This window comes from Actinoplanes siamensis, from assembly GCF_016862395.1.
Taxonomy (GTDB): Bacteria; Actinomycetota; Actinomycetes; order Mycobacteriales; family Micromonosporaceae; genus Actinoplanes; species Actinoplanes siamensis.
Genome location: NZ_BOMW01000047.1, coordinates 35,223 through 53,932 on the forward strand (window position 1 = coordinate 35,223; position 18,710 = coordinate 53,932).

The window sequence follows — 18,710 nt, forward strand, 5'->3', positions numbered from 1 at the left end:
CGCCGGCGCCGGAGCCCCACGCGAATTCATGGCGCCGCACGCGTGCGACGAGCTTCTCGCTCCCGGGCACGGCCCTGAACCCGCACTGGCCCCGCCCGGTGTTACCTGATCTCGCGGCGACGCGGGCATCGCGTCGCCGTGCCGTCGAGCGAGCCACGACGTGGTGCCGGGCCCTGCTGTAGCTCGACCGCTCTGTCGGCGTCTTCACCGGATCTTTGTCTTCACCGGATCTCTGCTGTTAACGACAGGAACTCTAGCCAACTGCCATCAGAAATTCTAGTCCTTCGGGAACAAATTTTCGGATGCGCCCGCCGCGGGCCGGATCAGGAAGGGCGCGACGTGGGTAGGGGAACGGCATGGCCACGAAGAACGAGGAGAGCGGCCGGCGCACCGCCGAGGCGATGCGCGCCACCGCGGAGGAGCTGGAACAGGTCGAGGCGACCATGCACGACAGCGCGCGGACGCTGCCCGACCCGGCGGCCCGGGCCCGGCTGCACGGCGTCGCGAACGAGGTCACCGCGACGGCCGCCGACATCGACCATCGCGCCGACGGCCTGCCCGCGGGCTGCCGTGGCTCAGACCCCGACTACGGGCCGTGAGCTGCCCCACTTCGCCGCGAACCGGAAGTCCGGTGGGTTCTAGGGTCGTTCCGTGGATCACTTGACCGGGCGGCAACGACGGACTGCGCTGGTGGCACTGGCCCTGGGTGGCGTGGCGATCGGCCTGACCGAGTTCGTGGCGATGGGCCTGCTTCCCGACATGGCACGCGACCTGTTGCCGGACGCGTGGGCCCGCTCGCGGGAGGACGCGGTCGCGCGGACCGGGTGGGTCATCACGGCGTACGCCCTCGGGGTGGTCGCCGGCGCACCGCTGATCGCCGCGCTCTCCGCGCGCATGCCCCGCAAGCGGCTGGTGGTCGCCCTGCTCGTGCTGTTCACGGCCGGAACCGTGGCGTCCGCGGTGGCCCCGACGTTCGGGCTGGTGCTGGTGGCCCGGTTCGTCGCGGCGCTGCCGCACGGCGCCTACTTCGGCGCGGCCGGCCTGCTCGCCGCCACGCTGATGGGGCCGGGCAGCGAGGCGCGCGGCTTCGCCACCGTGCTCGGTGGTCTCACGCTCTCCAACGTCGCCGGCGTCCCGCTGATCACGCTGGCCGGGCAGTCCGCCGGGTGGCGCGTGGCGTACCTGGCGATCGCCGCGGTCTTCCTGCTCGCGCTCTTCGCGGTGCTGGCCACCGTGCCCGAGGTGCCGATGGCTGCCGGCGCGTCGGTCGCGGCCGAGCTGCGCGCGTTGCGCCGCCCGCAGGTGTGGCTGGTGGCGCTGACCGCCGCGATCGGGTTCGCCGGGTTCTTCGCGGTGGACAGCTACATCGCGCCGGTGACCACCGAGGTGACCGGGCTGTCCTCCGGGCTGGTGCCGTGGGTGCTGGTCGCGGTCGGCCTGGGCATGACTGTCGGGAACGCCGCGGGCGGCTGGTTCGCCGACCGGAACCTGCACCGGTCCACGCTGGTCTCGTTCGGCTCGGTCATCGTCGCGATCGTGATCTTCGCGCTGTCGGCCGGTTCACCGGTCGGGCTGTTCGTGTCGTCGTTCCTGGTCGGCGCGGCCAGCCTGTCGTTGGGCCCGGCCCTGCAGGCCCGGCTGATCACGGTGGCGCCGGGCGCGCAACTGATGGGCGCCGCTGTCAACCAGTCCGCGATGAACCTGGCCAACAGCCTGGGCGCGGCGCTCGGCGGCCTGGTGATCGCCCGTGGCTATGGCTACCTGGCGCCGGCCTGGACCGGCGTCGCGCTGGCGGTGGTGGGGGTGGCGCTGGCCGCGACCAGCTTCGCGCTGGACCGCCAGCCGGTCGCCGACCTCGCCGCCGGTGCGTCCGGTCGACGTTGAACCCCGGTTCGCTTGCCGGCCCGCCCCCCCTCGCACCGGGGCGTTCAGGGTCCGCTGAGGCGTTGTTGGCCTGCTGTTCACCATCGGTGGCCTACCATCCGGCGATGACGGCTTCCAGCCTGCTGCCCGCACCCGACGATCCGTTCAGGTCGCCGGGGCCGCTCGATCCGCTCGCCGGCTCGCTCGCGCTGGAAGCCGGCGCCCACCTCGTCGGCACCACCGGCTCCGACGGCGCTCGCCTTGCCTGCGTGTCCACCTTCGACGGCGCGGGCCTCGCCGGCACGGCCGGTCTTCATCTCGCGGGCGCGGCCGGTGTCCACGTCGCCGGTGCCGGCGACGCCCTTGCGTCCGGGCCGCTGACCACCGCGGCCCGGACGCTGGCCACGTCGCTGCTCGGCGACATGGGCAACCGCTGGCTGCACACCCAGGGCGTCGCCGAACGCGCCGCCGGCCTCGCCGGCCCGCTGGGCGTCGACGCCGACCTGCTCACCGCGGCGGCCTGGCTGCACGACATCGGGTACGCCGAACCGACAGTGGTCACCGGCTTCCACCCGCTGGACGGCGCCGACCACCTGACCGGCAACGGCTGGCCGGTCCGGGTGGCGGGCCTGGTCGCGTACCACTCCGGCGCCCGGTTCGTCGCCGCGGCCCGGGGCCTGAGCGAGCTGCTCGCGGCGTATCCGGACGAGCGCACCGTGCTGGCCGACGCCCTCACCTACGCCGACCAGACCGTCGGCCCGGCCGGTCGGCGCGTGGATCCGAAGGCCCGGTATGCCGAGATGCTCCACCGGCACGGCCCGTGCTCCTGGAACGCGCGCGTCCATCCGGCCCGCGGACCGTACCTGACGGCCGTCGCGGACCGCATCGAACACCTGCTCACTCTTCCCGACCCCCACTGATCCGACAACCACCACCCTCGGCCGTTTGCGTCCGGCTGGGGTGATCGTTGTCATCGGGGTCTGGTGGCCACCATCGGTCCCAGCCGTTTGCGTCCGGCTGGGGTCACCGTCAGGACCCGCGGGACGGACGGGACGCGCTGCTCCCGGTGGGGACGGGGCAGACGTCATGCAAAGTGGATTCAGGGGTGTGACGTCAGGAACCGGGACAAGGCTTCGTGGTACGGCCGTAGCGAGCTGATCTCCAGGTATTCGTCCGGCCCGTGCTGGCCGTCGCCGGTCGGACCGAAAATGACCGCGCCGATGCCGAGCGGGAAGTAGAACCGGCTGTCGGCGGCGCCGTGCTTGCGCAACAGCGACCCGGGATGGCCGGCCGCCTGGACCGCCGCCCGCAGCGCCCGTACCTGAGCGGTCTCCGGATCGGCCCGGTGCGGCGTGCCCACCGCGTCCACCACCACCTCGACCCCGGGCCCGGCGATCGCGCCCAGACGTTCCGCGATCTCGGCGGGGGAGCGGCCGGTCAGCCCGGCGTCCTCCGGCGGGTAGCGGATGTCCAGCCACGCGGTGGCGTCCGCCGGCACCTGGTTGACCGCCTCGTTGCCGGTTTCGATGCGTGCCACGTTGACCGTTGTCGTCCAGGCCTCGCCGGCCGGCGCCGGATAGCGGTCCAGCAGCCGGTTGATCGCCGTGATCACCGAGAGCAGGGCGTTGGCGCCGAGCCACGGATACGCCGCGTGCGCCGCCTGACCGGAAGCGATCAAGCGGGCCTGGACCAGCCCCTTGGACTCGGTGACCACCCGCAGCCCGCTCTGCTCGCCGATGATCACGAAGTCGCCGCGGACGCCCTGCGCCACCTGGTGCCCGGTGCCGTCGAAGCCGCCCACCTCCTCGTCGGTGACCAGCTGCAACGCGATCGGGTACGGCAACTCGCCGGCCAGCTCGCGGAACACCGTGGCCAGCACCAGCGCGGCCACCTTCATGTCGTGCGTCCCGCGGCCGTAGAGACGGTCACCCTCCCGGCGCGCCCGGAACTGCTCCGGGGCACCGGGAACCACGTCCAGATGACCGTTGAGGATCACCCGGGGACGGCCTGGACGGTCGGGATGGGTGATCAACGCGCTGGGCTTGCCGTGCGACTCGAAGCGACGGACGTCGAAGCCCGGCCCCACCAGGTCGAGGGCGAGACCGAGGGCCCGGTGCAGGTCACCGGGCCGGTCGGCGGTGGACCGGATCGCGATCAGCGCCTCGGCGGACGCCAGCAGCTCCTCCATCCGGCGACGCTACCGCGGGAGCTGCTCGCCTGCCTCCACGGCGATCGGCAGCTTGTTCTCGCGCGGCGGCAGCGGGCAGGTGGCGAACTCCGTGTACGCGCAGGGCAGGTTCGTGGCCCGGTTGAAGTCGAGCACCACCGTGCCGTCCCCGGCCGGCGCGGCGACGGTCAGGCTCCGGTTCGCCGGGTACGTCGTGACGCCCGAGGTCGCGTCCGTGAACAACACGAACAGTGAGCCCGGAGTGCCGCCGTTGAACGCGGTCAGCGCCAGCTCCTGCCCGCCCACGGTGAACTCGATCCGTCCGGGCGACTCGTACACGTGCTCCAGGCCCTCCGCGACCGATCCCACGGTCACCGGCCGCGGCTCGTCGAACGGCACGAACCGGCCGGTCACCACCCACTTCTCGTCCGGGCTGTAGGTTGGCGTGCCGGGGTACCGCACCCGGGTCTCGTGCGAGGGGTGCCGCGGCCGGAGCACGTCGTAGCCACCGCGCCGGGCGATCTCGAGCTTCGCATCGCCGTAACCCACGGTGATGTCACCGCGCTCCTCGATGGGCCCGAAGTGGTGCTCTCCGGCGGCGACGCCGTCCAGCTCCTCGCCGGGCGCCAGGACCACGACCACCCCGTCCGGCCCGGTGCGCCACTCGCCCGGCGCGTCCGGGAACCGCCGCGGGGTCTCGTCCAGCCAGTGCAGCCCGGTGATCGCCAGGAAACCGTGCGGGGCGGCCCGCCGTTCCTCGTGCTCGTCGTGCCACTGCTTCCACTGCTGTTCGAAGCTGCTCATGGATCGACCATAATCCCTACTCTCGTTATGGGATATGGCGCCGCGCTGTGACGTCTGCTAACTTCGTGACCAGGTCATGAGTGTCAGCGTCAAGCCCCGGCTCGCTGACCGGCAACCCTTGCGTTCGCGATGGGGTGCCCCGGGTGAGGACCGGGCCGGCGTCGACCGACGACGGCAAGCGCGGACCAGGTGGGTCCCCCGATCTCAGCGGAGGTGTGCCGTGTCGGCACTCGACATCATCGGCGACGACCTGAAGACCGAGCTTCCCGGCGGTGAGACGGTGCGCTTCACGTACCTCGACTACGCGGCGTCGGCGCCCTGTGTGCGGGCCGCGGCGGAGGCGGTGGCCGAGCTGCTGCCGCGGTACGGCAGCGTGCACCGGGGGACCGGGGTGCGCTCGCAGACCTCGACCGTGGCGTACGAGTTGGCCCGGGACGTGGTCGCGGAGTTCGTCGGGGCCCGCCCGGGAGACGAGGTGATCTTCACGCGGAACACCACGGACTCGCTGAATCTGCTGGCCCGCGCGTTGCCCGGGGGTACCCGGACGATCCTGTTCGAGGGTGAGCACCACGCGAACCTGCTGCCCTGGCCGGACCCGGTGCGCCTGCCCGCGCCGTCGTCGCCCGAGCAGGCGTTGGCGGCCGTCAGCGCGGTCATCGACGAAAGGTGCGTGCTCGCGGTGACCGGCGCCAGCAACGTGACAGGCGAGATCTGGCCGGTCCGCGAGCTGGCCGACATCGCGCACGCCAGCGGCGCCCGGGTGGTCGTCGACGCCGCCCAGCTCGCCCCGCACCGCCCCGTCGGCCTGGACGACCTGGGCGCCGACTACCTGGCCTTCTCCGGGCACAAGCTGTACGCCCCGTTCGGCGCCGGCGTACTGGCCGGGCGCGCCGACTGGCTGGACGCGGCCGAGCCGTACCTCTACGGCGGCGGCGCCAGCGCCACGGTCGGCGACCGGCCCGGTGACCTCACCTGGGCGGTGGGGCCGGCCCGGCACGAGGGCGGCACCCCCAACCTGCTCGGCGCGGCGGCGATCGCCGCGGTGTGCGCCGCCCTGCTGGTCGCCGACCGGGACGCCCTGCACCGCCGGGAACAGGATCTCCTGGCCCGACTCCGGGACGGGCTCGACGGCGTACCGGAGCAAAGCCTTTTCGGTCCGGATCATCCGCGGGTCGGCATCGTCTCCCTCGCCCTCGGCCGGCACGACCCCGCCCGGATCGCCCACCGGCTGGGCCGGGAACACGGCATCGGCGTCCGGGCCGGCCAGTTCTGCGCGCATCCGCTGGTGCGCCGGCTGCTCGACGCCGATCGGGCGGACGGCTGTACGGCGCCCGGCGCCGGCCTGCTGCGGGCCAGCTTCGGCCTGGGCAGCACCACCGAGGATATCGACCGCTTCACCGGGGCGCTGGCGGACGTGCTCCGCTCCTGACCGGTGTGTCACTCCTGCGGCTCTGTTCACTTGATGGAAACCACAGAGGTGCCCGCGGCCGGTTAGAGTCCCGCCATCCTAGACAACGTTGATCCCTTCATCGGCACCGCGGCGACCGACCTGCCTCGCGCACATGGTCTGGCCGCTACCTGGTGGTGGCCCAAGCCGCAGGTGGGCAACACGCACCCCGGCGCGACCTCGCCCCTGGGCATGGTCTCCGCCTGCGCCTACTCCGGCGCCTATCCGACCGGTTACGGCAGGTACGCGAAGAACACCGAGGGCGTGCCCGAGGAGATGTTCGCGCGCACCGAGGCGTCCGGCTTCACCCACTTCCAGCAGTCCGGCACCGGCGCGATCCGCAAGTACTACAACTACGTGCGGGTCACCCCGATGGTCCAGCCGCTGGACGACCTCGGCCAGTCGTGGGCGCTGCACGACGAGCGCGCCGAGCCCGGCTACTACGCCGCGAACCTGGACACCGGGGTGCGCTGCGAGACCACCGTGGGGGAGAAGGTCGCCGTCCACCGGTACACGTTCCCCGACCACCACAGCGCCCGGGTCGTCATCGACCTGAGCTGCGGCGGCCTGGCGATCGACCTGGGCCGCACGGTCCCGCTGCGCGCCCAGGTGGAGAGCATGGGCCGCGGCACCGCGCAGGGCACCGTGGTGATGGAGGGCGTGCCGCTCTCGGTCTACCTGGAGGCCGACACTCCGGGCTGGCGGCAGATGCTGTGGTACGACAGGCGCCTGATCCCCGGCGGCACCCGGCTCGACTTCGACAGCATCCGGCACACCACGTTGCGCCCGTTCGGCCTGCTGTTCGTGGGCTCGGCCCGCGCCGGGCAGAGCGTCGAGGTGCGGATGGGGTTCTCGCTGCGCGGCTGCGAGCAGGCCAGACGGAATCTGTACCAGGAGTGCGGCACGGGAGAGCCGGCGTTCGAGACGATCCGGGTCCGTACCCGGCACCGCTGGCGCGACCACATCGACCGGGTCCAGGTCGAGGGCGGCACCCCGGCCCGGCGTACGGTGCTGGCGACAGCGCTCTACCACTCGCTGATCAAGCCGTGCTTCGCCGACGACGAGAGCCCGTTCTGGCCCACCTCCGGGCCGTACGCGTTCGACATCTGCACCATGTGGGACATCTACAAGACGCAGCTCCCGCTGCTGCAGGCGATCGTCCCGGACCGCGCCATGGACCTGCTGGAGTCGCTGATCCGGGTCTGCGAGGAGGAGGGCAACTTCCCGATCGGGTACCGGATGGCCCGCGGCGCCGACCGGTTCTTCCGGCAGGCCTCGGCGCTGGCGCACACCGCGATCGCCGACGCCCACGCGCTCGGACGCGGCGGCGTCGACTGGGGCTGGGCGCTCGTGCACATGGTCGACGACCTGCGCCGGATGTACGGCGAGGACTTCTTCGAGCACGGCCTGGTCCATCCGATCACGCACACCCTGGACCTGGCGTACGCCCACCACGCCACCGCCCAGGTGGCCCGCGCGCTCAACGACCGCCGGCTCGCCGACGACCTGGAACGCCGCGGCCACCAGTGGGTCAACGCGTTCGACCCGGCCACCGGCCTGCTGCGCGACTCGGAGTTCTACGAGGGCGGTAAGTGGAACTACTCGTTCCGGCTGCTGCACGACATGGCTGCCCGGATCGCGCTGTCCGGCGGCGACCGCGGCTTCGTCGACCAGCTGGACCGCTTCTTCGGGTACGGCGCCGAGCCGGTGGAGCAGCCCGGGGTCCGGCCGCAGCCGGCCGAGATGGCGCTCGGCTACGCCCTGAACCGCTTCGAGGGGCTGAACAACGAGCCGGACATGGAGGCGCCCTGGGCGTACCACTACGCCGGCCGCCCGGACCGCACCGCCGGGATCGTGCACTCCGCGCTCACTTGGCAGTTCGGCACTCGCCCCGGCGGGCTGCCGGGCAACGACGACTCGGGCGGCCTGAGCGCGTGGTACGTCTGGGCGTCGCTGGGCCTGTTCCCGGTCGCCGGCCAGAACCTGTTCCTGGTCAACGCCCCGGCGTTCGCGAGAGCCGCGCTGCGGGTCGGTGACGAGGAGTTCGTCATCGAGACCAGCGGACATCGAGAAACGCCGATCAGTATGGACGGTCTCGACCAGGAACCACCGGCCCAGTACGTCCAGGCCGCCACGCTCAACGGCAAACCGCTGCACGCGGCGTACCTGTCCGCCACCGACGTGCACCGCGGGGGCCGGCTGCACCTCGAACTCGGCCCCCGGGCATCGACGTGGGGACACGAGAACCGCCCACCGTCGCACTCCTTCACAACCTAAGGAATGACCATGAGCCGTCCTACGCGGAGACTCGTGATCGCGGTCCGCGCCGACCCGGTGATCTGCGGACACTCGGGTGAAGCACGCAACCTCGCCGAAGTGGCCCTGACCCGGGGTTTCGACGACGTACGCCTGCTCACCTGGCCGATCCCCACGCTGCAGGCGGCCGGCCTGCCGCTCAAGCCGCTCGACCGGCTGCTGCCGTACAGCGACGGCATCACCGTCGAACGCCCCGAGGCGGTCGGCGACTACCGCGTCCCGGACGGCCGCCACCTGGCCGGTCTCACCGGCCGGCTGGTCGAGCTGATCAGCGACGGCGTGCCCACGGTCTGCCTGTCGATGTACCTGGTACCGCACACCCAGGTGATCAACGACGCGGTCACCGCGGCCCGGGCCGCCGGCTTCGACCCGCAGGTGCGCACCATCGCCAAGGCGGTCGGCTCGGACGTCACCAACGTGATCCGCTCCTGCCTGCGCGAGGGCCGCTTCGGCGCCGCCACCGTGCTGATGACCACGTTCCTGGCCAGCGACGAGGTGGTGGCCGTCTCGGAATACACCAAGGACGAGATCGTCGCCTCGGCCGAGGAGGTCGACGCGCACTGCGGCACCACGTTCGCTCGGCAGTGCCGCGAACGCGTCACGGTCAGCTACCTGCCGATCGACTCGTCCGCGTTCCTCGGCCTGGACGACGAGGCGATCGGCCAAGCGCTCGCCAAGCGGGGCCTGGAGCGCGGAAAATACCTGCTCTTCCTGTCCCGGGTGGCCCGCGCCAAGGGCATTTACGACCTGGTCATCGCGTACGGCCAGATGCGCGCCCGGGACCGGGTGCCGCTCGTCGTCGCCGGCACCGGACCGGCCCTGGAACACGTCCGCGCGATGGCCGAGGAGGACGACCGGATCATCTTCCTCAACGACGTGGACGACGACGAGAAGCCGCTGCTGATGGCGGGGTGCGCGGCGTACGCCCTGCCGACCAGGCCGGAGCCGGACTTCGTGGAGACCTTCGGCATCGCGCTCGCCGAGAAGATGCTGGCCGGCGGCGGCCCGATCGTCACGACGCTGACCGGCGGCACCGGCGAGGCGGTCGGCGACACCGCTGTCATCGTTGCGGCGGGGGACGTCAACGCACTCGCGGACGCGCTGGACCGGGTCGTGCTGGACATGCCGGAGCCGGAGAAGCGGGCGATGGAGGCCCGGGCCCGCGACCATGCGATGTCCTTCGACCGCGTCGCCGTCTTCGACTCGCTGTTCCCCGCCTGACGCCTCGGTCGCGCGAGGAGGCGGCCGCCGGGCCGCCTCCTCGTCCTCAGAGCGCGCCCCTTGCGAGCAGGCCGTCCAGCTTGGTGTAGCCCTCGTCGACGCCGGTCTGCATGCCGCCGCGCAGCCAGGCGTCCCGGCCCTCGAAGCTGTCCACCAGGGACTGGATGTGCAGCCGGGTGCGGCCGCCGCCCAGCTCCTCGAAGGTCATCGTCTCCAGGGCGACCCCGTCCGGGGCGCCCTCGAACGTGAACGTCTGCACGATCCGGTCCGGCCGCACCTCGTGGAAGCAGCCCCGGAACCTGTACTCCTCGTCGCCGCGGACCGCGGCGTACCGCCAGGAGCCGCCGTCGCGGGCGTCCCAGTGGTCGATGCGGACGCTTGTCGAGTCCGGTCCGCACCACTGCTGGAACAGCTCGGGGTCGGTGTGTGCCCGGAACAGTTGCTCGGCCGTACCCTCGAAGTCCCGGGTGGTCCGGATGATCGGCAGTTCCTTGTCCGCCTCGATCTTGGCCTCGGTCATCTCTCCCCGCCTTTCTCCTCGTTCATGGTCCGGAGCACCGCGTCCAGGCGCTGGTAGCGCGCCTCGGCGCGGCGCCGGTACTGCTCGATCCAGCCACCGACCTCGTCGAACACGTCCCGCTCCAGCCGCACGACCCGCGGCTGCGGGCCCGGCGGCCGAGTCACCAGCCCGGCCTCCTCCAGCACCTTGAGGTGCTTGTAGACCGCCTGCAGCGACATCCGGTACGGCTCGGCGAGCTGGTTCACCGTCGCGTCCCCGTCGGCCAGCCGCGCCACCATGTCGCGCCGCGTCGGGTCGGCCAGGGCCGCGAACACCCGTGACAGCTCGTCCGCCGGCATCCCGTTCCTCGTTTCAACTCATCGGTTGAAAGAGACGCTAGACCGGACCCTGTGGCACTGTCAACCAAAACGTTGAAAGGGCAGCTCAAGGCGACGCCGCGGAATACCTGGAGCTGCTGCGTGTGGTGGGTGAGGAATTCTCAACCATCGATCGGCGGGGTGGCTGTGCGGGCCCGTCGGGGCAACGTTCGCCGGGTGACGATCCCTCGCCGTACCCGCATCGGAGCGACGGCCGCGGCGGCCGGCGGTCCCGCCCAGGCAGGTGTCGGACACGGGAACGGCCAGCTCACCGTCCCGCTCGGCACCCGCGCCACGATCGACACCGCGGCGGCGACCCTGACCGTGGAGGCCGGCGTGCGGGCCGTCCACTGAGCACCGCGGCTGTTAGGGTTGCGGCCAGGTCATGAGCGCCAGCGCGAAGCCCCGGCTTGCTGGCCGGCAACCCTCCAGTTCGCGGGTGGGGTGCCCCGGGTGATGACCCGACCCGGCGCACGGTGTGCCGGGTAAGCCGCGAAAGGGGCCACCTCGTGCTGCTCAACGAACTCGACGCGCCGGTGCTGGACGGCCACCTCGTCCGCCTGGAGCCCTTGGCTGCCGGGCATGCGCCGGATCTCGCGGTGGCGGCCGGGGAGGACCGCGCGACATATCGGTACACCTGGGTGCCGGCGGCCGGTGAGATCGGGCGCTACATCGACGAACAGTTGGGGCGGGCCGCGGCGGGAGTGCTCCGGCCGTACGCCCAAATCTCGAAGAAGTCGGGCAAAGCCGTCGGCGTCACCGCTTTCTGGGATCCGCGGCACTGGCCGGAGCGTGACGAGCTGTGCGCGGTGGAGGTGGGTTTCACCTGGCTCGGCCGGAGCGCGCAGGGCACCGGGGTCAATACCGAAGCGAAGTACCTGCTGTTCCGGCACGCTTTCGAGCGGTGGAACGCGGTTCGTGTGGACCTGAAGACGGATGCTCGCAACGAACGTTCGCGGGCGGCGATCGAGCGGGTCGGCGCGCGCTTCGAGGGCGTCCTTCGGTGCTGGTCACGATCGTGGGCGCCGGGCGAGCAGGGGCGGTTGCGGGACTCGGCGATGTATTCGATCATCGCTTCGGAGTGGCCGCACTGCCGGGCGCGTCTGGAGGCTCGGCTCGCCCGGCTCTGACGTTCGAGGGACCTCCCGGTGCCAGCTGGGAGCGTGCGCGGCTCGGGCCGAGGGAGACCGGAACAATGCCACCCGCTCGCCTGCCGGGGATCGGGCCGGCTCGTAGTCCATCGACGACTTGAGCGACATAGGGTTGCGGTATGCGTATCTCCATCTGGCCGGGTGCGGGTCAGCCCTGGTCCGACATTCTCGAGGTAAGCCGTCACGCGGAGGAGACCGGCTGGGACGGTGTCTGGATCGCCGACCACTTCATGCCGAACGCCGACTCCGGCCGCGACCCGGAACACCCCACCCTGGAGGCGGGCTCGCTGGTCGCCGGGCTGGCCGCGGCGGTTCCCCGGGTGCGGATCGGCACCCTGGTCTACGGCAACACCTACCGGCACCCGGCCGTCCTGGCGAACATGGCCGCCACCACCGACCACATCAGCGGCGGCCGCTTCACGCTCGGCGTCGGCGCCGGCTGGCAGGTCAACGAGCACCAGCAGTACGGGATCGAGCTGCCCCCGACCAAGGCGCTGCTGGACCGCTTCGTCGAGGCGTTGCAGGTGCTGCACGGGCTGCTCCGCACGCCCCGGACCACCTTCGACGGCCGGTACTACGAGCTCACCGACGCGATCTGCGAGCCGAAGCCGGTGCAGGACCGGCTGCCCATCATGATCGGCGCCAAGGGCGAGAAGCGGATGCTCGGCGTCGTCGCCGAGTACGCCGACCAGTGGAACACCTGGGGTTTGCCGGAGACGATCGCGCACAAGTCGGCGGTGCTCGACCGGTTCTGCGCCGAACGCGGCCGCGACCCGAAGTCGATCGCCCGCACCGCGCAGGCGCTCACCGTGGTGAACGGGCCGCTGCCGGAGGGTCTGGCGCTGCCGGCGATCGGCGGCAGCCCGGAGAGGCTGGCCGACGCGATCGCGGAGTACCGCGTGGCCGGCCTGGACGAGCTGATCGTCCCGGACGGTTTCCTCGGCACGGGCGCCGAGAAGCTCAAGGCGATGGACACGGTCCTGAGCCTGGTACGCGGATAGCAACCAGCGGACCCCTCACGTCGCCTGGGCGATCGCCGACATGGCATGGCGACCCGCGCGGTGCGGGCTCAGGCGACGTGAAAGGCCCACTGTGATGGAGTTGCCCGAGATCGGTTCCCCGATGTTCCTCGCGCTGGGGGACGGCGTGAACTTCCGGTCCCGGCTGGAGGCGGTGGACGAGGACACGTTCAGCGTGGCCGCCCCGCTCGAGACCACCGGCCCGGAGGGCTTCCTGCCCGGCTACGAGTTCGAGGTGTTCTGGGTGCCGCCGCGTACCCGGATCGTGATGCCGGTCCTGCTCAAGCAGGTCAGCGACAGCGCGCCGTTCCGCTGGGCGTTGTTCCCGACCGCGGAGCCGGTGATCAGCAACCGCCGCGAGTTCGCCCGCGGCGGCGCCGGCGCCCCGATCCGCCTCTTCGGCGAGTGGGGCCCGCAGTACCTGCAGGGCAAGATGCTCGACATCAGCGAGGGCGGCCTGCGGTTCTGGGTGCCCGACGCGACGGCGTTCCGCGAGGGCGACTACATGCGCGCCCTGGTCTGGCTGGGCAACGGCGAGGCCGAACTGAAGGGCAAGGTGTACGCGGTCCGCCCGGCCAACGACGGCCCCGGCTTCCACGTGGTGCTGATCTTCAAGACCGTCGACCCGCTCGCCCAGATGATCCGGCAGTACGTGATCGCGTGGGAGATCGGCGAGCGCCGGAAGGCCCAGCGCGGCCAGAACTGAGCTGGAGCGTCGCCGCCGTTCGGCCGCCCGGGGGAGCTGTCCGCGTCCCGGGCGGCCGGCCGCGACGCCCTACTTGTTGACCATCGACCCGGTCCACTGGCCGGACTCCGGGACCGCGATGCAGGTGATCTTGCGGTCGTCGGACCAGGACGTCTCCGACGGGTAGATGTACCAGAACTGCGCGTCGGCGAACTTGCCCGTCGCGTACTTGTCCAGCGAGGCGCCGCAGAGCTTGTCGGCCGCCTTCTCCACCTCGGCGTCGCCGGGGTAGGCGCCCTTCGGCATGGCCGAGACGGCGTACACCTCGCCGCCGTGCGGCACCGAGCAGAGCGACACCGTGAACCGGTCGGCGTCGCTGTCCTCGTCGATGTACGAGATGCAGTCGCCGACCTGCAGGTTCTCGGTCGCCCGGCTGCCCGGGCCGCTGGTGCGCGTCGGCGTGGGCGCCGCCTCGACGGTGGGCCGGCTGCCGACGAAGCCGGAGTCGGCCGGCTCGGTGGTGTCGCCGGTCAGCGTGGCTATCGTGATGAGCGCGGCGATGACCAGGACCCAGAAGGCGGACAGGCTGAGGCCGGCGATGGCCAGGCCCTTGCCGCGGTCGCCGCGCTTCGGGATCTGCACCAGCGCCACGATGCCGAAGATGACGCTGAGCAGGACGCCGCCGAGGACGCCGAAGATCAGCGAGGCGATCGCGAAGCTGTTGGTCCGGCCCTGGGCCGGCGGGCCGAACATCGGGTAGGGGTAACCGGGCTGCGGGTACTGCTGGCCGTATCCCGGGTAGGCCGGCTGGGCCGGATACCCCGGCTGGGCCGGATACCCCGGCTGGGCCGGATACCCCGGCTGGGCCGGATACCCCGGCTGGGCCGGCAGCGGGAACGGGCCGCCGTACGACGGCGCGGGCTGGTGGGGCTGGGTCGGATACGCGCCCGGGGCCGGGAAGGCGTCGGGCGGTGGGGGCGCGGGGTGGGCGTCCGGCTGCGCCGGCGGCGCGCTGTGGACCGGAGCGGCCAGCGGATCACTCACCGGCGAAGGCGGCGCGGCCAGCGGATCGGCCTGCGGCGGTAGGGGTGCCGGACCGGACGCCGGATTCGGCTGCCCGGGAATTTCCTCGTTCACCCCGGGACGCTAACCCGGGGACACTTCTTTTCCGGTTCCCCGACGGTGTCGATTCCGTATCGACGTGCCGGGGGCGGCCGGCCTCCCCGCGACGACTGCCCCTCGAAGCCCTTGCCGCTGGTGGTGGTCCCGGTGCGCCCCGCGGTCTCCGGGGCGACCACGCCGTTTGCCGCCCACCCCAGGATCGGGTACGCCGGGCAGCCGGCACCCGTCCGCCGGCGCCCGGCGCCACGCGGGTCAGACCCGGCCGGCGGTCCGGTCCAGGAGGTCGTCGGCCGGGCAGCGGTTGCGGTTCACGTAGGTCTCGGTGAAGTCGGCCAGCGCGTTCCGCAATTCCCGGCTGGCGCCCTGGCGGGCCAGCGCGCCGTAGGCGGCCAGGAAGCACGCGCGGGCGGCGTCGGCCAGAACCGGGTCGGTGAGGGCGTCGCGGGCGGCGCGTTCCCACAGGCGGGGCTCGGCGGCCAGGTGCGCGGTAGCGGCGTAGGCCTCCTCGGCGGCGCGCGGGTCGTCGAGCAGGGTGGTGATCACCGCGGCCGGGACGCGCCAGCCGGCGCCGGGCTGACGGTCGGCCACGTCGATCTCCAGGTGGCCTCGGGCGGCGACCGGCGGGCGCAGGCCGGCCAGGTGACGGTCGAGATCGGAAACGGTCAGGCGGGCGCCGGTGCGGAGGCGGTCGCGGAGGCTGCGGCCGGTCACCGTGGGGGCGTCCAGCACGTGCGCGACCCAGGCCGTACGCGCATCGATCGCCGGCCTGGACCCCAGACCCTCCGCGACGTTGTCCGGAACGCGCTGGATCGGCGGGGCGGAGCCCGCGCGGCCGGGCAGGACCGGGAGGTCCCGGCGCAGCGCCTGGCGGACGCTGCGCCAGCCGGTCGGGCGGCCCTGCCGCAGCGGCGCGTTGGCGAACGCCGCGGCCAGCACCGGCGCCACGGTGTGCGCGAGGATCCAGCGCCGGTCGATCCCGAGCGGCCCGTCCCCGTGCAGGCCCGCCTCCAGGCCGATCCGGATGCCCGCGGTCGCCGTGCCGTACGCGTGGACCGGCCCCTCCGGGTGCACGGTATCGGTGGCGAACGGCAGCACGCTGAGCCCGTGCCGGTCCATCACCCGGGTGGCGGCGGCCAGGTCGTCGGACGTGCGCCGCAGCGCCACCTCCAGGCCGGGCGACGGGGGAGCGCTGACCACGGCCACCCGTGGCGACCGCGCGTCCAGGAAGCCGTGCCGCAGCGGGCGCCGGACGGTGGGCGCGCACGCCGGATCGAGCAGCAGATCGACCGCGATCCCCACGAATCCCGGCATCCCGGGAGCGAACGCCCGCGCCACGAGGTGCTCCCCGGCGGCCTGCTCGGTCAGGATGGTCACGCGATGCCTCCGCTTGCGCTCGAGGGATGGGCCGGTCGATTTGATCTTTCGGTACGCCCGGAGGTCCGCTCGGCTCCCGGCCGCTTCCGGCTCCCGCCGTGCGCCCGGACCGCCCGGCCCGCGGGGCGGCGCCGGACACGGTCGGAGCGCCTGTCGGCGTCTCCGCTGCTCCGGTCACCGGCCCCGGTGGCAGCGAGCATAGCATTCCTATCTGTCCGATAGGAATGCCGGAGCGAGGTGGACCGGGATAGCCTCCTAGGCAGCCTTAGGGGTGGTGCCGGGGACGGGATCAGGGCCGGCTCCGGGAAACCGCCGGTCCCGGCCGAAACCGCCGCGGCCATAGCGTCAGCTCATGGCACCGAACTCGGTCACCGTCCGCCGGCTCGCCCTCGCCGCCCCGGTGTTGCTGCTGCTCTACGGAATCCTGCGGTTCGCCGACGGCCTCGACGGCCATCGCGGAGCCGGCCCGCTCCGCGACGCCGGCCACCTGGCGTTCTTCGCCGGCATGGCGCTGTTCGGCCTGCTCGCCGTGACGCTGCGCGGCATGCTCCCGGCGCCCGGCCGGGTCGCCACGGCGGCCGCGGTAGCCGCTGTCGCCGGCGTGCTCTGCTTCCTCTGGGTGATCACCGGGGACCTGTCCACCGCGTTCCGGAAGGCGGCCCCGCCGCCCGGCGCGCTGCGGGCCGCCGGCCCGATGCTGTTCCCGCTCGGCGTGCTCGTCCTCTTCGGCCTGCTGGTCGCCGCCCGCCGGCTGCCGGTCCGGACCCCGTTGCTCTTCGGCGCCGGCATCGCCGCGATCACCGTCGATCTGGATCTGCTGCCGTTCGCCGCTGTCACCATCCTGGTCGCGCTGGCCCCGCTGCGCCGGGTCACCCGTCCGGGGCTCCTGCGGCCCCGCCTGGCCACGCTCGCGCACTGATCCGGCCCCGGATCGTGTACCCGGCGCAGCCCTGCCGTCACGAAAATGTCGGCGGGTGGTGGCAGCATCCGAGTATGGAGATTCTGCCCGGCGAGGGAGTCGCACTGGTCAAGGTCGGCGAGTCGAGGGACGCGGTGGAGGCGCGACTCGGCCCGCCCGCGCATCCCGGCATCGCGGCGCGCTCGGTCTACCACACCGAGCCGACGCTCGTGGTCGACTACGACGGCGACACCGTCGAGCTGGTCGAGCTGGGCTGCAGCGGGGACGGCGGCGAACAGGCCACGCTGGACGGTGTCCAGTTGACGTACAGGTTCATGGACGACGTGGTCGCCGAGCTGGCCGCGCTGGGGCACCGGGCCGAGCCGTTCGACATCGGCTACACGTTCCGGGCCGGCTTCACCATCTTCTCGACGGGCACCCGCGCCGCCACCGACCTCGACCCCACCGCCTCGCCGGACGATCCGCGGCCGGTCGTCGACGGCGTCGGCGTGGCCCCCGCGGAATACTGGCTGGGCCCCGCCGCGCCGGAGCCGGCCGGGGTCAGAAGTTGACCGTGACGCCGGCCGTCCCGCAGGCGGCGGTGAGCTTCTCGCTGAGCTCCGCGAAGCCGGCGTCGGCCGCGGTGCCGATCGGATCGGCCGACCGGGCCGCCTTGGCCACCTCGTCGGCGACCGCCCGCGCGGCGACGGTCACCTCGGTGTCCCGGGCCAGGACGAGCGCCTCGTCGACGGTCGTGTGGAAGGTGCTGAACGCCTTCCGGGCGTCCTCCGCCTCGACGTGACCGTCCTGCTTCTGTGCCTCGGAGATGCCGTTCTTCATGGTGCTCCCGGCCTTGTTCACGGTGTCGCAGACGGCCTTGTCGCCGGGCGGGTCGAGGACCGCGCCGCCGTTCGGGGCGCCGCTGTTCGTGGCGCCGTCGTTCGCCGTGCCGTTCGGGGCGCCGCTGTTCGTGGCGCCGTTCGCGACGCCGTTGTTCGCGGTGCTGCTGGGAGCGGCGGGAGCCGCGGCGGGCGTGTCGTCGCCGCACGCGGCGAGGCCGGCCAGGCAGGCGCAGAGCAGGGCGGTGGCGGCGATCCGGGAACGCTTCACGGCAACGGACGGTAGCCGACCTACCTGTGCGGGCAAGTCCGGGGTCAGGGTGCGATGGTGGTGCTGCCCCGCCGGCCGGGCCGGCGGCGAACAGGGCGTCCCCCGAGTGGCCGTCGCTTTCCGGCAGGGAGTTTCTGCCCACGGCAGAGGGGCGGGCGGTGGCGCCGGCGGCTTCCTATTCTGGGCGGATGAGCGACCAGGACCGGACCGGCGAGCTGCTCGCGGCCGAGCGGCGGCTGCAGAACGCGCAGCGGGCCGGTGACGTGGGCGAGCTGGACCTGCTGCTCGACGACCGGCTGGTCGCGATCGGGCCGGACGGTGGGCGCTACAGCAAGCAGCATGATCTGGACGCTTATCGGACCGGCAGCTCGGTGATCGACACGCTGACCGAGGAGAGCGTCGAGCTGCTGGTGGTGGACGGCACCGGCGTGACGTTCGCGGTGTGCGCGGTGACGGGGACGTTCGGCGGGGCGGCGGTCAGTGCCCGCTTGCGGTATACGCGGACCTGGGCGTACAGCGAAAATAGCGGCTGGCGGATCGTTGCCGCCCACATCTGCGCCATCTAAGCTCCCGCCGCAGCCCGCAGCCCGCAGCCCGCAGCCCGCAGCCCGCAGCCCGCAGCCCGCAGCCCGCAGCCCGCAGCCCGCAGCCCGCAGC

Annotated in this window: 20 protein-coding genes and 2 riboswitches; of the genes, 13 read left to right on the forward strand and 7 right to left on the reverse strand. The window is 72.7% G+C overall.

Translation table 11 applies throughout. From position 1 onward, the window contains the following. Positions 1 to 356: 356 nt before the first annotated feature. The 3 genes from Asi03nite_RS24295 (at position 357) to Asi03nite_RS38020 (ending at position 2,783) form a co-directional block, all read left to right on the forward strand. Positions 357 to 599 carry a hypothetical protein gene (locus tag Asi03nite_RS24295; protein WP_203682753.1) on the forward strand — a complete coding sequence of 81 codons (243 nt, stop codon included), beginning with the start codon at positions 357 to 359 and terminating at the stop codon, positions 597 to 599. A gap of 52 nt (positions 600 to 651) precedes the next feature. Further along, the gene (locus Asi03nite_RS24300) at positions 652 to 1,884 is read left to right on the forward strand and encodes an MFS transporter (protein ID WP_203682754.1); all 1,233 of its coding nucleotides are present in this window, start codon (positions 652 to 654) and stop codon (positions 1,882 to 1,884) included. A 104-nt stretch (positions 1,885 to 1,988) separates the two neighbouring features. Further along, positions 1,989 to 2,783 (forward strand): HD domain-containing protein, encoded by a 795-nt coding sequence (locus tag Asi03nite_RS38020; RefSeq protein ID WP_239102888.1) that lies wholly within the window; start codon positions 1,989 to 1,991, stop codon positions 2,781 to 2,783. A gap of 179 nt (positions 2,784 to 2,962) precedes the next feature. Here Asi03nite_RS38020 and Asi03nite_RS24310 read toward each other — a convergent pair whose 3' ends face one another. Beyond that, positions 2,963 to 4,051: a M20 family metallopeptidase gene (locus Asi03nite_RS24310; protein ID WP_203682755.1), complete on the reverse strand. Its 1,089-nt coding sequence runs from the start codon at positions 4,049 to 4,051 to the stop codon at positions 2,963 to 2,965. Between the two features lie 9 nt (positions 4,052 to 4,060). Next, the gene (locus Asi03nite_RS24315) at positions 4,061 to 4,834 is read right to left on the reverse strand and encodes a DUF1684 domain-containing protein (protein ID WP_203682756.1); all 774 of its coding nucleotides are present in this window, start codon (positions 4,832 to 4,834) and stop codon (positions 4,061 to 4,063) included. Positions 4,835 to 4,906: 72 nt separating this feature from the next. Continuing rightward, positions 4,907 to 5,021, forward strand: a riboswitch (SAM riboswitch). 48 nt (positions 5,022 to 5,069) lie between these two features. Here Asi03nite_RS24315 and Asi03nite_RS24320 point away from each other — a divergent pair. From Asi03nite_RS24320 to Asi03nite_RS24330, 3 genes are all read left to right on the forward strand, one after another. Then, positions 5,070 to 6,263, forward strand: coding sequence for an aminotransferase class V-fold PLP-dependent enzyme (locus Asi03nite_RS24320; protein ID WP_239102891.1), 1,194 nt, complete (start codon positions 5,070 to 5,072; stop codon positions 6,261 to 6,263). 75 nt (positions 6,264 to 6,338) lie between these two features. Beyond that, the gene (locus tag Asi03nite_RS24325) at positions 6,339 to 8,558 is read left to right on the forward strand and encodes a glycoside hydrolase domain-containing protein (protein WP_203682777.1); all 2,220 of its coding nucleotides are present in this window, start codon (positions 6,339 to 6,341) and stop codon (positions 8,556 to 8,558) included. A gap of 9 nt (positions 8,559 to 8,567) precedes the next feature. Then, the gene (locus Asi03nite_RS24330; RefSeq protein ID WP_203682758.1) at positions 8,568 to 9,818 is read left to right on the forward strand and encodes a glycosyltransferase; all 1,251 of its coding nucleotides are present in this window, start codon (positions 8,568 to 8,570) and stop codon (positions 9,816 to 9,818) included. A 46-nt stretch (positions 9,819 to 9,864) separates the two neighbouring features. On the opposite strand, the gene Asi03nite_RS24335 is transcribed toward Asi03nite_RS24330, so the two are convergent. Continuing rightward, on the reverse strand, positions 9,865 to 10,338 hold the full coding sequence (locus Asi03nite_RS24335) for an SRPBCC domain-containing protein (RefSeq protein ID WP_203682759.1): 474 nt from the start codon (positions 10,336 to 10,338) through the stop codon (positions 9,865 to 9,867). Next, positions 10,335 to 10,676 (reverse strand): ArsR/SmtB family transcription factor, encoded by a 342-nt coding sequence (locus Asi03nite_RS24340; RefSeq protein WP_203682760.1) that lies wholly within the window; start codon positions 10,674 to 10,676, stop codon positions 10,335 to 10,337. The genes Asi03nite_RS24335 and Asi03nite_RS24340 overlap by 4 nt, the downstream gene beginning before the upstream one ends. 195 nt (positions 10,677 to 10,871) lie before the next feature. Between Asi03nite_RS24340 and Asi03nite_RS24345 the strand changes: the two genes are divergently transcribed. The 4 genes from Asi03nite_RS24345 to Asi03nite_RS24360 all read left to right on the forward strand — a co-directional run bounded on the left by Asi03nite_RS24345 (position 10,872) and on the right by Asi03nite_RS24360 (position 13,570). Further along, on the forward strand, positions 10,872 to 11,048 hold the full coding sequence (locus Asi03nite_RS24345; RefSeq protein WP_203682761.1) for a hypothetical protein: 177 nt from the start codon (positions 10,872 to 10,874) through the stop codon (positions 11,046 to 11,048). A 27-nt stretch (positions 11,049 to 11,075) separates the two neighbouring features. Beyond that, positions 11,076 to 11,192, forward strand: a riboswitch (SAM riboswitch). An 11-nt stretch (positions 11,193 to 11,203) separates the two neighbouring features. Continuing rightward, the gene (locus tag Asi03nite_RS24350) at positions 11,204 to 11,824 is read left to right on the forward strand and encodes a GNAT family N-acetyltransferase (protein ID WP_203682762.1); all 621 of its coding nucleotides are present in this window, start codon (positions 11,204 to 11,206) and stop codon (positions 11,822 to 11,824) included. 140 nt (positions 11,825 to 11,964) lie between these two features. Beyond that, a complete protein-coding gene (locus tag Asi03nite_RS24355; RefSeq protein WP_203682763.1) occupies positions 11,965 to 12,846 on the forward strand; it encodes a TIGR03560 family F420-dependent LLM class oxidoreductase in 882 nt (293 codons plus the stop codon). Positions 12,847 to 12,940: 94 nt separating this feature from the next. Then, the gene (locus Asi03nite_RS24360) at positions 12,941 to 13,570 is read left to right on the forward strand and encodes a PilZ domain-containing protein (RefSeq protein WP_203682764.1); all 630 of its coding nucleotides are present in this window, start codon (positions 12,941 to 12,943) and stop codon (positions 13,568 to 13,570) included. Between the two features lie 69 nt (positions 13,571 to 13,639). On the opposite strand, the gene Asi03nite_RS38595 is transcribed toward Asi03nite_RS24360, so the two are convergent. Together Asi03nite_RS38595 and Asi03nite_RS24370 are read right to left on the reverse strand one after the other, a co-directional pair. Then, a complete protein-coding gene (locus tag Asi03nite_RS38595) occupies positions 13,640 to 14,686 on the reverse strand; it encodes a DUF4190 domain-containing protein (RefSeq protein WP_203682765.1) in 1,047 nt (348 codons plus the stop codon). Positions 14,687 to 14,923: 237 nt separating this feature from the next. After that, positions 14,924 to 16,045 (reverse strand): glutamate-cysteine ligase family protein, encoded by a 1,122-nt coding sequence (locus Asi03nite_RS24370; protein WP_239102889.1) that lies wholly within the window; start codon positions 16,043 to 16,045, stop codon positions 14,924 to 14,926. Between the two features lie 352 nt (positions 16,046 to 16,397). Between Asi03nite_RS24370 and Asi03nite_RS24375 the strand changes: the two genes are divergently transcribed. After that, on the forward strand, positions 16,398 to 16,964 hold the full coding sequence (locus Asi03nite_RS24375) for a hypothetical protein (protein WP_203682766.1): 567 nt from the start codon (positions 16,398 to 16,400) through the stop codon (positions 16,962 to 16,964). A gap of 74 nt (positions 16,965 to 17,038) precedes the next feature. Continuing rightward, on the forward strand, positions 17,039 to 17,515 hold the full coding sequence (locus tag Asi03nite_RS24380; protein WP_203682767.1) for a hypothetical protein: 477 nt from the start codon (positions 17,039 to 17,041) through the stop codon (positions 17,513 to 17,515). Here Asi03nite_RS24380 and Asi03nite_RS24385 read toward each other — a convergent pair. Next, positions 17,505 to 18,053, reverse strand: coding sequence for a hypothetical protein (locus tag Asi03nite_RS24385; protein ID WP_203682768.1), 549 nt, complete (start codon positions 18,051 to 18,053; stop codon positions 17,505 to 17,507). The genes Asi03nite_RS24380 and Asi03nite_RS24385 overlap by 11 nt on opposite strands. A 188-nt stretch (positions 18,054 to 18,241) precedes the next feature. Between Asi03nite_RS24385 and Asi03nite_RS24390 the strand changes: the two genes are divergently transcribed. Next, positions 18,242 to 18,619: a nuclear transport factor 2 family protein gene (locus Asi03nite_RS24390; protein ID WP_203682769.1), complete on the forward strand. Its 378-nt coding sequence runs from the start codon at positions 18,242 to 18,244 to the stop codon at positions 18,617 to 18,619. Positions 18,620 to 18,710 lie beyond the last annotated feature (91 nt).

What these genes read in the sequence shown, in the direction of transcription:
- Asi03nite_RS24295 (WP_203682753.1), top strand. Translation starts at nt 357, where the DNA reads ATGGCCACGAAGAACGAGGAGAGCGGCCGGCGCACCGCCGAGGCGATG.
- Asi03nite_RS38020 (WP_239102888.1), top strand. Translation starts at nt 1,989, where the DNA reads ATGACGGCTTCCAGCCTGCTGCCCGCACCCGACGATCCGTTCAGGTCG.
- Asi03nite_RS24310 (WP_203682755.1), bottom strand. Translation starts at nt 4,051, where the DNA reads ATGGAGGAGCTGCTGGCGTCCGCCGAGGCGCTGATCGCGATCCGGTCC.
- Asi03nite_RS24315 (WP_203682756.1), bottom strand. Translation starts at nt 4,834, where the DNA reads ATGAGCAGCTTCGAACAGCAGTGGAAGCAGTGGCACGACGAGCACGAG.
- Asi03nite_RS24330 (WP_203682758.1), top strand. Translation starts at nt 8,568, where the DNA reads ATGAGCCGTCCTACGCGGAGACTCGTGATCGCGGTCCGCGCCGACCCG.
- Asi03nite_RS24335 (WP_203682759.1), bottom strand. Translation starts at nt 10,338, where the DNA reads ATGACCGAGGCCAAGATCGAGGCGGACAAGGAACTGCCGATCATCCGG.
- Asi03nite_RS24340 (WP_203682760.1), bottom strand. Translation starts at nt 10,676, where the DNA reads ATGCCGGCGGACGAGCTGTCACGGGTGTTCGCGGCCCTGGCCGACCCG.
- Asi03nite_RS24355 (WP_203682763.1), top strand. Translation starts at nt 11,965, where the DNA reads ATGCGTATCTCCATCTGGCCGGGTGCGGGTCAGCCCTGGTCCGACATT.
- Asi03nite_RS24360 (WP_203682764.1), top strand. Translation starts at nt 12,941, where the DNA reads ATGGAGTTGCCCGAGATCGGTTCCCCGATGTTCCTCGCGCTGGGGGAC.
- Asi03nite_RS24375 (WP_203682766.1), top strand. Translation starts at nt 16,398, where the DNA reads ATGGCACCGAACTCGGTCACCGTCCGCCGGCTCGCCCTCGCCGCCCCG.
- Asi03nite_RS24380 (WP_203682767.1), top strand. Translation starts at nt 17,039, where the DNA reads ATGGAGATTCTGCCCGGCGAGGGAGTCGCACTGGTCAAGGTCGGCGAG.
- Asi03nite_RS24390 (WP_203682769.1), top strand. Translation starts at nt 18,242, where the DNA reads ATGAGCGACCAGGACCGGACCGGCGAGCTGCTCGCGGCCGAGCGGCGG.